This window comes from Candidatus Margulisiibacteriota bacterium, from assembly GCA_031268855.1.
GTDB lineage: Bacteria > Margulisbacteria > Termititenacia > Termititenacales > Termititenacaceae > Termititenax.
Genome location: JAIRWS010000022.1, coordinates 1 through 13405 on the forward strand (window position 1 = coordinate 1; position 13405 = coordinate 13405).

The 13405-nt window shown below is 49.5% G+C and carries 16 protein-coding genes and 2 tRNA genes; 11 read left to right on the top strand and 7 right to left on the bottom strand.

What is annotated here, in order from left to right:
* The 5 genes from LBJ25_01410 to LBJ25_01430 all read left to right on the top strand — a co-directional run.
* Nucleotides 1-719: ATP-binding cassette domain-containing protein (locus LBJ25_01410; GenBank protein ID MDR1452623.1), on the top strand; the 719-nt coding region annotated here is incomplete at its 5' end.
* The gene (locus tag LBJ25_01415) at nucleotides 709-1374 is read left to right on the top strand and encodes an ABC transporter permease (GenBank protein ID MDR1452624.1); all 666 of its coding nucleotides are present in this window, start codon (nucleotides 709-711) and stop codon (nucleotides 1372-1374) included. The genes LBJ25_01410 and LBJ25_01415, both read left to right, overlap by 11 nt.
* A 51-nt stretch (nucleotides 1375-1425) precedes the next feature.
* Nucleotides 1426-2223 (top strand): MetQ/NlpA family ABC transporter substrate-binding protein, encoded by a 798-nt coding sequence (locus LBJ25_01420; protein ID MDR1452625.1) that lies wholly within the window; start codon nucleotides 1426-1428, stop codon nucleotides 2221-2223.
* Nucleotides 2224-2364: 141 nt separating this feature from the next.
* On the top strand, nucleotides 2365-3192 hold the full coding sequence (locus LBJ25_01425) for a cyclase family protein (GenBank protein ID MDR1452626.1): 828 nt from the start codon (nucleotides 2365-2367) through the stop codon (nucleotides 3190-3192).
* 192 nt (nucleotides 3193-3384) lie between these two features.
* Nucleotides 3385-4212 (top strand): hypothetical protein, encoded by an 828-nt coding sequence (locus LBJ25_01430; GenBank protein MDR1452627.1) that lies wholly within the window; start codon nucleotides 3385-3387, stop codon nucleotides 4210-4212.
* 29 nt (nucleotides 4213-4241) lie between these two features.
* Here the strand turns inward: LBJ25_01430 and LBJ25_01435 are convergent, their stop codons facing one another.
* Entirely contained in the window at nucleotides 4242-4622 is a 381-nt protein-coding gene (locus LBJ25_01435) for a hypothetical protein (protein MDR1452628.1), read from the bottom strand.
* 84 nt (nucleotides 4623-4706) lie between these two features.
* On the opposite strand from LBJ25_01435, the gene LBJ25_01440 reads away from it, so the two are divergent.
* Nucleotides 4707-5408, top strand: a complete 702-nt coding sequence (locus LBJ25_01440) for a 50S ribosomal protein L25 (protein ID MDR1452629.1) — start codon at nucleotides 4707-4709, stop codon at nucleotides 5406-5408.
* The gene (pyrE, locus tag LBJ25_01445) at nucleotides 5408-5932 is read left to right on the top strand and encodes an orotate phosphoribosyltransferase (protein ID MDR1452630.1); all 525 of its coding nucleotides are present in this window, start codon (nucleotides 5408-5410) and stop codon (nucleotides 5930-5932) included. The genes LBJ25_01440 and pyrE overlap by 1 nt, the downstream gene beginning before the upstream one ends.
* A gap of 58 nt (nucleotides 5933-5990) precedes the next feature.
* On the opposite strand, the gene LBJ25_01450 is transcribed toward pyrE, so the two are convergent.
* On the bottom strand, nucleotides 5991-6752 hold the full coding sequence (locus LBJ25_01450; protein MDR1452631.1) for a hypothetical protein: 762 nt from the start codon (nucleotides 6750-6752) through the stop codon (nucleotides 5991-5993).
* Nucleotides 6753-6882: 130 nt separating this feature from the next.
* On the opposite strand from LBJ25_01450, the gene LBJ25_01455 reads away from it, so the two are divergent.
* On the top strand, nucleotides 6883-7239 hold the full coding sequence (locus LBJ25_01455) for a helix-turn-helix transcriptional regulator (protein ID MDR1452632.1): 357 nt from the start codon (nucleotides 6883-6885) through the stop codon (nucleotides 7237-7239).
* A gap of 24 nt (nucleotides 7240-7263) precedes the next feature.
* Here LBJ25_01455 and LBJ25_01460 read toward each other — a convergent pair whose 3' ends face one another.
* The gene (locus LBJ25_01460; protein ID MDR1452633.1) at nucleotides 7264-7815 is read right to left on the bottom strand and encodes a hypothetical protein; all 552 of its coding nucleotides are present in this window, start codon (nucleotides 7813-7815) and stop codon (nucleotides 7264-7266) included.
* Nucleotides 7816-7901: 86 nt separating this feature from the next.
* Between LBJ25_01460 and LBJ25_01465 the strand changes: the two genes are divergently transcribed.
* From LBJ25_01465 to LBJ25_01475, 3 genes are all read left to right on the top strand, one after another.
* Nucleotides 7902-7975, top strand: a tRNA-Val gene (locus tag LBJ25_01465).
* Between the two features lie 121 nt (nucleotides 7976-8096).
* Nucleotides 8097-8279 (top strand): hypothetical protein, encoded by a 183-nt coding sequence (locus tag LBJ25_01470; GenBank protein MDR1452634.1) that lies wholly within the window; start codon nucleotides 8097-8099, stop codon nucleotides 8277-8279.
* Between the two features lie 8 nt (nucleotides 8280-8287).
* A tRNA-Val gene (locus tag LBJ25_01475) sits at nucleotides 8288-8364 on the top strand.
* A gap of 228 nt (nucleotides 8365-8592) precedes the next feature.
* On the opposite strand, the gene LBJ25_01480 is transcribed toward LBJ25_01475, so the two are convergent.
* From LBJ25_01480 to htpG, 4 genes are all read right to left on the bottom strand, one after another.
* Nucleotides 8593-9000, bottom strand: a complete 408-nt coding sequence (locus LBJ25_01480; GenBank protein ID MDR1452635.1) for a hypothetical protein — start codon at nucleotides 8998-9000, stop codon at nucleotides 8593-8595.
* Nucleotides 9001-9067: 67 nt separating this feature from the next.
* Nucleotides 9068-10369, bottom strand: a complete 1302-nt coding sequence (locus LBJ25_01485) for an NAD(P)/FAD-dependent oxidoreductase (protein MDR1452636.1) — start codon at nucleotides 10367-10369, stop codon at nucleotides 9068-9070.
* Nucleotides 10366-11331 (bottom strand): hypothetical protein, encoded by a 966-nt coding sequence (locus LBJ25_01490; GenBank protein ID MDR1452637.1) that lies wholly within the window; start codon nucleotides 11329-11331, stop codon nucleotides 10366-10368. The genes LBJ25_01485 and LBJ25_01490 overlap by 4 nt, the downstream gene beginning before the upstream one ends.
* Before the next feature lie 3 nt (nucleotides 11332-11334).
* The gene (gene htpG / locus LBJ25_01495) at nucleotides 11335-13227 is read right to left on the bottom strand and encodes a molecular chaperone HtpG (GenBank protein ID MDR1452638.1); all 1893 of its coding nucleotides are present in this window, start codon (nucleotides 13225-13227) and stop codon (nucleotides 11335-11337) included.
* Nucleotides 13228-13405 lie beyond the last annotated feature (178 nt).

The following is a 13405-nucleotide window of genomic DNA, read 5'->3' on the forward strand; positions in this document are numbered from 1 at the left end:
TGCGTCTCGAAAAAATAACGAAACAGTATGCCAGTCTCAAGGCTGTCGATAAGGTCAGCATTGACATACCGCCGGCCAGTATTTTTGGCATTATCGGGCGCAGCGGCGCCGGTAAATCCACGCTGCTGCGTCTTATGGATCTGCTGGAAAAACCGGACTCCGGCGCGGTGTATCTCGGCGAACGGCGCGTGGACAGCCTGTCCGGGCGAGAGCTGCTGCTGGAACGGCGCAAAATGGGCATGATCTTTCAGAATTTCAATCTCTTTAGTTCGCGTAATGCGGCGGACAATATCGCCTACCCGCTGGAAATCGCCGGACTGTCCCGCAAACAAATCGACCTGCGCGTCAGCGAATTGCTCGAACTGGTGCAGATCGCCGACAAACGCCGGGCGCGTCTCCGCGAACTCTCCGGTGGCCAAAAACAGCGTGTGGCGATCGCCCGCGCGCTGGCGGCCAGGCCTCAGATTTTATTCTGCGACGAAGCGACCAGCGCGCTCGATCCGCAGACCACACGCTCGATCTTGACTCTCATTAAAAATCTGCAAAAATTTTTGCAGATCACGGTCATTGTGGTTACGCATCAAATGGAAGTCGTCCGCGCGATCTGCTCGCAAGTGGCCGTGCTGGAAGCCGGACGCGTGGCGGAGAGCGGCGCGGTCGAAAATGTGTTCGCCAGACCAAAAACTGCCGCCGCCCGGGAATTGCTGCATGCCGCCTGAGCTCCACGAAATATTCAGCCTGCTGCCGCAGGCAACACTGGAAACCATTTATATGACTTTTGTTTCGACAGCTTTGGCCTGTCTCCTCGGCCTACCGCTGGGCGTGTATCTTTTTGTGACTTCGCCGGCCGGCCTGTGCCCGCAGCGCGCGGCCTACAATATCCTCTCCCGCCTCGTCAATTTGTTCCGCTCTTTTCCTTTTATTATCCTGATGATACTTTTGATGCCTTTGTCGCGCCTGCTCATTCACACCAGTATCGGCCCGGCCGCGGTCATCATACCGCTGTCTATCGGCGCCGCGCCTTTTGTCGCGCGGGTCGTCGAGGCGGCGCTCGAGGAAGTGGACAAAGGCTGTCTGCTGGCCGCTCAGGCTATGGGGTCGACCGACTGGCAGATCATTCGCAAAGCGCTGATCCCCGAAGCCCTGCCCGCGCTGGTTTCCGGTCTGGCGCTGACCACGATCACGATCATCGGTTACACGGCTATGGCCGGCGCGATCGGCGGCGGCGGTTTGGGCGATCTGGCCATTCGCTTCGGTTATTACCGTTTTCGGCAGGACATCACGCTCGCGGCTGTTGTGGTCATCTTGATTTTGGTAGAATTAATACAATTAGCTGGTGTCCTGCTCAGCCGCGGTCTGCTGGCTAAAAGATAAGGCGGTCAGGTTTAAGCGTAAACTTCCTGCATTTTAGAAAGGGTGACATTTATGAAAAATCGTAAGGGACTGCTCCTGCTTTTCATTTCGATATTACTATTGCTGCTGGCCGGCTGTGCGCCAAAGGCGCCGAAAATTACGCTGACTATTGGCGCGTCGCCTGTGCCGCATGCGGAATTGCTCAATCTGGTCAAAAGCGATCTCGCCAAGGACGGCCTTGAATTAAAGATCGTCGAATTCACCGATTACGTGATGCCCAATGCCGCGCTGCTTTACGGCGACATCGACGCCAATTTTACCCAGCATCTGCCCTATCTCAACTCTAATCCCGAGTGGGCGGAAAAACTGCGTCCAGCTTTTGGCGTGCACATCGAGCCTTTTGGCCTGTATTCGCGGCGGCACAAAAGCATTGCCGACCTGCCCGACGGCGCGCTGATCGCCATACCCAACGACCCCACCAACGGCGGGCGGGCGTTGCTCCTGCTGGAAGCCCATAAACTGATCGCGCTACGAAAAGGCGCGGGTTTGAAAGCCACGGAAAAAGATATTGCCGTCAACCCGCGTAAATTTAAATTCCGCGCTCTGGAAGCCGCCCAGCTGCCGCGCGCGCTCATCAATGTCGACGCGGCGGCGATTAATGGCAATTACGCTCTGGACGCCGGTTTAAATCCGGTCAAGGATTCGCTTGTTATTGAAGGCGCGGACTCGCCTTACGTGAATATTGTCGCGGTGCGCAGCGGTCAGGAAAACGACCCGCGCATCTTGGCTCTCCAAAAAGCGTTGCTTTCGCCCAAAGTTAAGAAGCATATAGAAGCAACTTATCACGGCGGCGTGGTAGCGGTGTTTTAGTTTATTTTACTTGACAGCTTTTTCATTTTCACGTTATCATATTAAATATATAGGATTAATGTAATATACATTCAAGAAAGGAGGCTGAATAAACCCCAAGGGATTCGGCAAATGTTTTTTAGAAAATTTCAGGAGGCTAAAATGAAAAAATTGTTAGCGGTTTTGTTGCTGGTTTTCAGCAGCGCGCTGGTCGCCGCGCCAAAAGAAGGTTTGTGGGGCGAGCTGGACAAATGGAAAAAAGATTACAAATGGGTGGATTTGAGCTGGGAAGTCAGCCCGCAAACCCCGCATTGGTGGGGTTTTGACGCGCTGACCGTCACGCCCAAATATACTTTTGATGGCACGTTTAAAGATTTTGGCGAAAACGAAAACAATTCGTTCTCGGCTTCCCTTTATACCCTGCCCGGACAATACGGCACGCATACGGATTTTCCCGGCCATTTCGACCGTAAGGGACGCAAGAGCGGCAGTTACGGCCCGAAAGATCTGGCCTATGCGCTCGTGGTCATCGACAGATCCGCCGCGGTTAAGAAAAATTTCGACTATGCTCTGACCAAGCAGGACATTCTGGATTTTGAGGCCAAGCACGGCAAAATACCAGCCGGCGTTTTTGTGGTATTTCGCAGCGACTGGTCGAAGCGGTCTTTGAACAATTTTGAAGCCGTTGACGCTGACAACAACGCGCATTATCCGGGCTGGAGCATCGAGGCTTTGCAATTTTTGGTCAAGGAAAGAAATATCGCGGGCATCGGCCACGAGACGCCGGACACAGACCCCGCCGCTGTGGGCAACAGCGACGCCGGCATGATCGGCGAGAATTACATTTTAAGTCAAGGCCGGCTGAATGTTGAGCTGCTAAAAAATCTCGACCAGCTGCCGCCGACCGGCGCGCTAATTTTTATCACGTATCCGAACATCAAAGACGGCGTGGGTTTTACCAGCCGCGTGTTCGCTGTCGCGCCGAAGTAATTGCGGAAATGAAATAATGAAAAACCACTCTCACGTTTAAATTAATCTTAACATTAAGCGTGAGAGGGCTTATAATATAATTATGTTTCAGCATAAGATGATAAATATCTCCCCCCCCCCCCCGCACATCCAATCACTCGTTAGCCTTAATAAAAATAATAAGTCCTTTTTATTGAAAGGGGTTTATTATTTATGAAAAAAATTTTAAAAAAGCTTAGAGCATTTTGGTGGAGTGGTGAGCAATTTCAGCCACAAAAAATTCATAGAAATTACGCTAAGTATGAAACCAAACAGAGATTGGAAAATCCAATTTATTTGGAACGTTATGGTTTTAAGGTTTTTTCGCAAAATGACGAAGACGGAATTATTGAAGAAATATTCAATAGAATAGGGACTACAAATAAAAAATTCGTGGAGTTTGGCGTACAGAATGGTCTGGAAAGCAATACCCACTTTTTATTGCATAAAGGCTGGAAAGGAGTCTGGATTGAAGGAAATAAAAGGGCTGTCGAAGAACTGCGTTTGTTCTTTAAGAAACCTCTAAAAGACTCCAGACTTTCCGCCATAAATGCTTTTATCACAGCCGCTAATATAAATCAGCTTATCAGCCTTAACGAAAATTGCAGCGGTGAAATTGATTTGCTAAGCATTGACATTGACGGCAATGATTATTGGGTATGGGAAGCAATATCCTGCATAAAACCACGGGTGGTAGTTATAGAGTACAATGCGAAATTTCCGCCCGCGCATGAATGGGTGATGAAATATGACGAAAAACATATCTGGAGTGGAGACGACGAGCAGGGGGCCTCGCTAAAATCTCTGGAATTGCTAGGAGAAAAACTTGGTTATCAACTGGTTGGAACAAATATGACTGGAACAAACGCTTTTTTTGTAAAAAAAGAACTGGCCAAAAATTTATTCCCCCAGCCAGCCAAAGCCGAAAATCTTTACAATCCGACAAGATGGGATATGCGCTATGTTAGCGGACATCCAGCAAAAAAATATATAGGGAACTGAAATTTGGCGATCTGGCCGAGTTTACAGAATTACTGACTGAAAATTGCTTTCACATCTAAATCATTGTTAATATTCAGAGTTACTTCACATTGGTTTGTCGGTGTTAAGCCTATCCATTCAGAGAACGTTTTATCAGCCGCGTTTGGCGAAGATACGGCGTTCAAAGTCAAGGCCATGCCTCGCTCAAAAGACAACGCTAATATACTGCCGCTAACTGTTTGATTCCCGGAAGAAGTCACTTCCACATAGCCGTTGCCGGAAACGCTTACGGATAATTTAGCCAGCGGGTCGTCTGGTGTCGTGCTGCCGAGAAAAGTGTCTTTTTGCATCAAGCCACAGCCGGTCAGAACCAAGGCCAGCAGTACCGCAACTGCCAGCGCGGGAAGCATTGCTCTTTTTATTGCCATCATCAAACTGGAACCCCCATAAACTCGCTGTACTTATTATACTATATTCTGCTATAATTCGCCCCCTACAAAATAAAGGAGAAAATAATGACAAAGCAAGTAGCGCTTGAAGCACAGACGCGCGATGGGCTGGGCAAAGAAAAAGCGAAAAAACTGCGTGGGCAGGGTTTGATCCCGGCGGAATTTTACGGCAAAGGCACGGAAAACCTGCATCTCACTGTCGATCACAAAGAATTTGAAAAGGCTCTCAAAAATTCCGAAGCCAAATACAACTCGCTGTTCAAGCTGAGTATCAAGGACAAAAGCGAAGAGATCGTCCTGCTGCGCGATTACCACAAAGATCCGTTGACGGATCGTTTCTGGCATCTGGATTTTTATAAGATCGACACCAAGCATCCGATCTCGGTCAAGGTGCATATCAAGCTGGTCGGTGAGTGTCCGGCAGTCAAGGCCGGTCTGATGCTGGCGCAGGCCGTGCATGAACTGCCGATCAAATGTCTGCCGCTGGAGATCCCCACGGTCATTGAGGTTGATATTTCCAAACTGGAGAATGCTCACGACGCGGTGCGCATTGGCGATCTCCATCTGCCCAATATTACGATCGAGCTGCCAGCCGGGCAGGAAATCGTCCACGCCGAAGTGCCGCGCGAACTGAAGGTTGAAGAAACCGCAGTAGCAGCGACAGCCGAAGTGCCGGCTACAGAGCAAAAAGCGGAAGGCGACGCGCCGAAAGCCGAAGCGGGCAAGGAAACCAAACCGGAAGCGAAAAAAGAAGAACCGAAGAAATAATGAACAAAGTAGAACTTGCCCAACGCATCAAAGCGGCCGCTTTTTTGGAAGGCGATTTTACTCTGCGTTCCGGCAAACACAGCAAATATTATGTCGACAAATATCTTTTCGGCACCAAGCCTGAGATTTTAAAACCGCTCGCCGCGGAGCTGGCCAAAATTCTGCCGCCGCTGGAAAGTTTTGACCGGCTGGCCGGGCCGGAATTGGGCGCGGTCACGATCACCAGTGTGCTGGCCTGCGAGATCAACAAACCGTTTGTGCTGGTGCGCAAGGCCGCCAAAGGCTACGGCACGGATAAAATATTTGAGGGCGAGCTAAATAAAGGCGAGCGCGTTGTTTTAATCGAGGATATTTTGACCACGGCCGGAGCGGCGCTTTCCGCGGCCGAGCGGCTGCGGGATTACGGCGTGGAGATAGTTAAGATCATCGGCGTGGTTGACCGCGAGGAAGGCGCCGCGGAAAACATCGCCCAGGCCGGTTTTCAAATGGACGCGCTGCTTAAAAAGTCGGACTTGGGGATCTAACGCTTCAATTCAAAATCATAACTATCCTACACCGCGCCGTCGGGTATTTACCTGGCGCCTACGCATAGCATTTACGGATAAAAATCAGCGCATAAGACTGCGGCTCAATATTGAGTTTGATTCCGGTGGTGGTGTTTTCGTCTGTCGTGCCGCTAACAGGATGATTATGGCTGCCAGCTGACAGCATATAAGTGTGATACACCGGAGTGCACGTACTAACATTTATCCCATAAGTATTACCTCCAGCGATCGGGTTCATGACCATAGGGTGTGTATGCTCACCAGCTTCATTAGTTGTTGTGCTAAAGTTGTGACTATGCGCCGGCAGATGATTTGCCATTATCTGAACTTCATGATTGGTATTGCCGGCCGTTCCAAATTTACTAAAATGATCCGTGCCCTTAATAAATCTGCTTATCAGATCGGGACAGCCCTTTCCGGCATTGGCCGATGTGCAGGCATACCAGCCCGGCAGCGTGGCATTGTCGGCCCAGTTTGTGCCATCGTACATAATAATTGTGCCCACTGGCAAAATATCCAGACTGTCTTTAACCGCCTGCAATTCATTGGTCAACTCAGTTCTTAATGTATCAAAATTGGCGCCTATCAGTTTGGCTGACGGATAATAACTGTCACTAGAGTTGCTGCTCAAAGTCCCCGCGGCATCCGTTGAATACATCTGCTTGTTGGCGACGTTCTCTTTGGTATGCAAAGCGTTGCGCATGCTTTCAGCGGAAAGCTTGTTACCTTCTTCAATTCCGTAATCCGTACCTTTAAAATCCGTGTCTGTTGCATCGGTATAATTGTCTGCGTTTGCCATAAAAATACCCCCTTTAGCTTATACGTCAGAAAGATAATATTTTTAACATACACTTACACCTGTTGACGTATAGAAATGATTATAACCCAAAGATAAACTTTGTCAACAAGCTAAAAAAGGATTTTATCACATGGACGTAAAACCGCTAAAGGAAATCATCAGCCGAAAATTAACTTTTCTTCTAAAGAAAAGCGGTAAAACTCTTAACACCACCGCCGAAGATCTGCAAATGCCGTTGAGTCAATATTACAGATTACTAAAAGGCCAGCGCCTACCGTTATTGCCGACGTTTGTGCATATCAGCAAGGCCTATGGAATGAATTTGGATTGGTGGTTTAAGGACATAGAATCACTGCCAAAACAAATAGAAGCCGCGGAAAACCCTACAGAATACCAGCTCTTTAAAACATTAAAAGGCTTCGACGCCAGAGGCCAAAAGATCGCGCTGGCCCTGCTGAAAACGCTGGCCAAAAGCCTGAAAAATTAAGTAAATTATCTCCTTTAAAAGAAGTTACTCTACGCCGAACCGCTGATTCAACGCGCCGCCCAGACCGAGCAGGAGCAGGATAAAAAACAACGGCCGGCCGAGGTATGGAATGAACGGGCAAAAAAACAGCGTGGTTGTGCCGAGAAATATCTCCAGATAAATGTGGTCGCGGTAAGTGAAAATTTTGACGATAGTTTCGCCGAGCATTATGGCCGCGCTGTAAAAAGCAAAGAGCATAAAGAATATATACAGAGCCGCGAAAACCGGCGCAAGAAAAATCCCAATTCCTGTGCCGAGCAACGCCGCAAAAACGATCGGCGCGAGGAGCAGCCCGAAAAATCCGCTGACCAAAGCGTTAGGCCATTTGACGCGCAAATATTCGCCGACATTTAAAATATTTGGCCGCAGAAAATACAAAAAGAAAAAGCCTAAAATCGCAAAACTTAAGTAGATCCAGAATAAAGCGCTGTTGAAATTAAAAAAACCGCGCCAGTATGTCAGGACGCGCAGGGCCGCCTCGATTATTATTTGGCCGCTGAAGAGGCCTTTTTCCGCCAAAACAAGCAATACGCGCATAAAACAATTTTACCATAAAACACTTCCCGGAATTGAGAAAAATTTGTCATTGCGTGGTTTTTCCTTTAAAATGCCTTTTGGCACGGGCGCGTATAGCTCAGGTGGTTAGAGTGCTTGCTTGACATGCAAGAGGTCTGTGGTTCGAGTCCACATACGCGCACTCGAACTTAACAAGGCCACGAAGTGGCCGACGTTAAGTGAGAGTCACAAGCCGCCGTAGGCGGCGAAGTGACAAGGTCGGAGAAATGACAAGCGATATGAATTTGGTAAGGAGGTGTTTTATGGCTAAAAATGAAAAAGAGAATAAGGAAATTTTTAAATGGTACGGCTGGGCTTCGCCAGTCGGCATCGGCATTTTCTTTGTGTGCTGCGCTTTGACACTGTTTCTGCTGGCGCAGACGACGATTTCGGCGGTGGAGTCCGCGCGCCGCAGTGTTTTGTTTGAGCAGATGAAAACTAAATAGTCAATGATGGGCATATAGCTCAGCTGGTTAGAGCGCTCGCTTCACATGCGAGAGGTCCGAGGTTCGAATCCTCGTATGCCCACCAAGCGCAGGTTGCGCTTGGTATCAAATCGCGCGCATAGAAAGCCACGCGATTTGTCATTCGAACTTAACAAGCGGCGCGGCCGCGAAGTTAAGTGAGAGCCACAAGCCCGCGTAGCGGGCGAAGTGACAAGTTTTCGCAAAAGATAGTTCGGAAAACAATAAATCAAGGTCGAAGCAGTAACAAACGAGACAAATACGATTACTTAACCCAGATTAAGGCCAAACATGGTTATGGGATAAATGAATTTGGAAAAAGATCAAAACGGAATGATTCTAACACAATTGGATAACTCTGCTGGCCGAACAACAAATAGTGTGCCCGTGGCATCAGAGAAACTTGACTCAAGGCTTCTACAAGGCTATTGATGATCCTTCCCCGTAGAGAGATTGAGGGCATATTTCTTAAGGACTTGATCTCATTTGAGATATACTCACGCAACTTTTTATTCTCTATCCGCTGAAAGAGATGATATACGTGTACTATTTCTTCCTCATAGTCTTGTTCGGACGGCCAATACTGTGGCAGTAAAAGGCGTTGAATTCTTGTTTCCACGATATCCTCTATACGTTTGGTACTTTCCCGCGTTTCCTCGTTCAATTTAGAAACATTAGGCATAGCGTATAGTTTGCTAAACATAATATAATTACCTCCAAGTGAGTCTTTAAATTATATCGTAAGCAGCGGAGAAATATTGCAAATATTTTTAGAGCGTAAACCACTCCGCCCAGCTTGGATGCGGGTGGATCATTTTTCGCAGCGCGGCATATTTGGTCTGCGTGTTGATGAGCGCCACCGCCTCACCGATCAGCGCGTCAGCGTTTTCGGACACGATGACGCAGCCGACGATAATATCCTGAGTGTCGAGATATAATTTTAAAAATCCCTCGGTTTGATTTTCGGTCTGCGCGCGGCCAAGCAGTGCGAGCGGAGACTGACGGCACTTGTCCGTGTATTGGCCGACACTGGCGATCTGCGGAGAAGTAAAGATGACGCGCGGCATGACAGTTTGGTTGATGACCTGCGGGGTTTTTGCCAATAAATTATCCGCCGCGGCCAGTCCTTGATAAGTCGCCGCGTGCGCGTAAAGCGCGAGATTATTCACATCGCCGATCGCGTAGATACTAGACACGCTGGTCTGTAAATTTTCATTGACGCTGACAAAACCTTTGGCGTCTTTCCGCACGGCCGGATCTAAAATATAATCCGTAGCGGCGCGGCGACCGGCGGCCAGCAGGCACAGCTCAGCCGCGACAGTTTGTCCGCCGTTTAGATAGAGCGTTTTGTTTTCGATTTTTTCAATTTTGCTGTTCAGCAAAAACTGGCAGCCAGCGCGCTCCAGACTTTTTTGCATTAAGCCGACGGCTTCGCGGTTTTCCTGCGGCAGGAGTTCCGGCAGGACGTCGACCAGAGTCACCTGGCTGCCTAGCCGGCTGTATAAGTCCGCGAATTCCAAACCGATGACGCCCGCGCCGATGATAGCCAGCGTGGACGGGACGGTCTTGTTTTGCAGCAGCTGAATATTGTCCAGCAGCCATTGGCCGTCGGTCTGTAAATTGGGAATTGTGCCGGGCAGCGCGCCGGTCGCCAAAATTATATAGTTAGCCGCTATGTCGCCTGAAGTGCCCGAAGACGGTGTGACCGATACGATTTTCCCCGGCAGTAATTTTGCCGCGCCAAACAAAGTTTCCACGCCGCTGTCTTTGAGAAAAATCTCGATGCCTTTTTGCAGACGTTTGAGCAAACGGTCTTTGCGGTCGAGCAAAGCGTCAAAATCCAATTCTGCTTTTTCCACGCTGATACTGAACAGACTGGCTTTTTTTATCCGCTGCAAAAAATGCGCCGCGCCGAGCAAAGTCTTGACGGGAATGCAGCCGTTATTGAGGCACGCGCCGCCAAGCTGCTGTTTTTCGATCAACAGCGTTTTTAGGCCGCCTTTGGCCGCGCGTGCTGCCGCGGCGTAGCCGCCAGGCCCGGCGCCGATGACCAAGAGATCATATTTTTTCATAGAAGTTTCAGCAGTCCTTCAAGAATTTTGCTGCGCAGTTCCAGTTGTTCTTTGGCCGCGGCGTACAGATTGTTCTTGATCTGCTGCTTGACGTCGGTGTTTTCCAGCAGCTTGTAAAAGAAATCCTGGACTTTTTCGCGCACAATTATCGAGATGATCGCCCGTTGTTTGCCGGAGTAGAGTTTCAGCAGCAAACGGGTCTTTTTAAAAAGCTCCGGCAAATCTTGCGTGCTGGTGGTCAGATAAGCGCGCGCGTTTACGGACAGACGCTCTTCGGTTTTTTCTTCCAGTTCATCCGGCAGATAAGAGCCGATCTGCATCAGCAGAGTATTCATGGTTTCCGCCGGCAGAGCGGAGATGATCAGAAATAATCCATTGGCCAGATTTTCCGCGCTGATGTTTTTGTCAAAAATGCGCAGCGGATTTTCCGCCGTTTTTTCCATAAAAGCTTTTTCGTTTTTTAGACGGCTGACAGTTTCTTTGAAAGTTTCTCTGATGACCGCCAGATCGTTTTTGCCAAAAGCCGCGTCCGCCGCCGCGCCAAAAAAAGAATGTTTAAACTCGCGCACCAGTTTTTCAGTCTCGGCGTCGTAAAGCCCGGGCGTGATAACGAGACTTTGCAGCTTGCTCAAAATTTTTACTTTGTAGCCGCTGTCCGTTTTTTGTACGGCGATGGGTGAGCGGCCGACGCCGTTGAGCAGGGAGAGAGTTATCAGCAGACAGCCCTGCACAAAACTGACCAGCGCGTCCAGGCCCTTATTTTTTTGCCACGCTTCGCGCGACAGCGCGGTCTGGCCGGAGAGCATTTCCAAAAAGATGCCGCGTTCCGCCGAACCTTTTTCCCAGAGCTTCCGGCCTTTTTTGAAAAGCAAGTCCAGACCGATTTGCAGAGCAGCCAAATCGTTTTCCGAGCTGAACTTAGTGGTTTCCAGTAGATCCAAAATTTGGCGGGTCTTGTCCATAATTTAACCCGCGGCCCGCAGCAGCAATTCATTGAGCTGCCGGGCGAAATCCAGCGGATCGTCGAGCTTGCCGCCGTCGGCGATGACCGCCTGTCCGTAAAGCAGTTTGGCCAGGCCGCCTAATTTTTCTGGCGCGGCGTTTTGCAGTTTTAGGATCAGCGGATGTTCGGGATTTAATTCCAGAATTTTTTTCTGCTCGGGAACTTCCTGCCCCATGGATTTGAACATTTTGCGCATTTGTGGCGACAGGGCGTCCGCGCCAGCGGCCAGACCGCAGGGGCTGTCGGTCAATCTGGCGGAACAGCGCACATCCTGCACCTGATCCCGCAGGGCGGCCTTAAAATTATTCAGCAGACTGCCGAATTTTTCCGCCGCCGCTTTTAATTTGGCTTCCGTTTCTTTTTTGTCGCCAAGCTCAAGATCGGCTTGGTCGATAGCCTGCAGTTTTTGGCCTTGATATTCGTAAAGCTGCGGGATCACAAATTCGTCGACAATGTCGTGCAGGAAAAGCACCTCATAATTTTGCGCTTTAAACGCGCCGAGATGCGGCGAAGCGAGAGCCTGTCCGCGCGTCTCACTGACGAGATAATAAATAGCTTTTTGTCCGCGCGGCATAGCTTTGACATACTCGGCCAAACTGCGGAATTTTTCCGACTGACTGGTCGTGAACAGCAGCAAGTCTGCCAGCGCGTCTTTGTTTTCATGATCATAGTGCAGACCTTCCTTGAGCGCCGCGCCAAATTCTTTGTAGAAAAGCAGATATTTTTCCGGCTCTTTTTCTTTCAGCGTTTTCAGAACACTCAATACTTTTTTAACAATATTTTTCTTGATCTTTTCCAGCTGCGCGTCTTCCTGCAGTATTTCCCGTGACACATTGAGCGGCAGGTCGCTGGAGTCCACCACGCCTTTTAAGAAACGCAGATATTCCGGTATCAATTTCTGGCAGTCGTGCATGATGAAAATGCGCTTGATGTATAGATTTAAACCCAGCGCGTGCTCCTTGGTGAAAAGATCAAACGGCGCGTGCTCCGGTATGTACAGCAAAGCCTTGAACTCGCTCGTGCCCTCGGCGGCGTAATGGATTATTTCCAGCGGCTTGTCGTAGCTGTGCGCGATATGTTTGTAAAAATCCTCGTATTCCTCCGGCGGGATGTCGTTTTTGTTTTTAGTCCAAAGCGCCTTTTGCGAATTTAATTTTTCTTCGACAATTTTTTTCTCCGGCTTGGCATTCTCGACAGGCTTGCCGTCTTTGTCCTGGGGAATTTCTTCGCGCTCGATGTCCATGTAAATAGGATAATCCACATAGTCGGAATATTTTTTGACCAGCTGGCGGATGGTGTATTCGTCAAGATATTCTTTGGCTTCTTTTTTGAGCTGCAAAATTATTTCCGTGCCGCGCGTGGTTTTGGCGGACTCGCCCAGCTCATAGCTGCCCTGTCCGGCGGAAGTCCAGCTGGCCGCCGCGCCGCTGGCTGTTTTGGCCTGGACAGTGACTTTATCCGCCACCATGAATGCCGAATAAAAACCCACGCCAAACTGCCCGATCAGCTCCGGGCCGTCCTTGGCTTTTTTGATCTGCTCGACAAATTCTTTGGTGCCGCTACGGGCGATGGTGCCGAGATTGGCGACTAATTCCTCGCGCGTCATGCCGATACCGTTGTCCGTGATCGTCAGCGTGCCCGCTTTGTCGTCGCGGAAAATTTTAATGCGCAGCTCCGTATTGCCGCTAAGCAGGTCTTTGTTTTGCAACGCCGCAAAACGCAGTTTGTCCAGCGCGTCCGAAGCGTTGGAGATCAGCTCGCGCAGGAATATCTCGCGGTGCGAATACAGCGAGTGGATCACCAGCTCCAATAACTGGTTGACCTCGGTTTTAAACTCGAATTTTTCAGCGGACATGGAAAACTCACTCCCTTAAATTGATAGGCTAAAATTATAATGGATTATACTGTATGGAAACTAAATCGCAAAGCCGCCGCCTGCCTACCGCAAAAGCTCGGACAGGCTGATCTCCAGGCCGGTGGCGATGCGCTCCAGATTGGAGATGCGGGCGTCGACCACGCCCTGCTCGATGCGG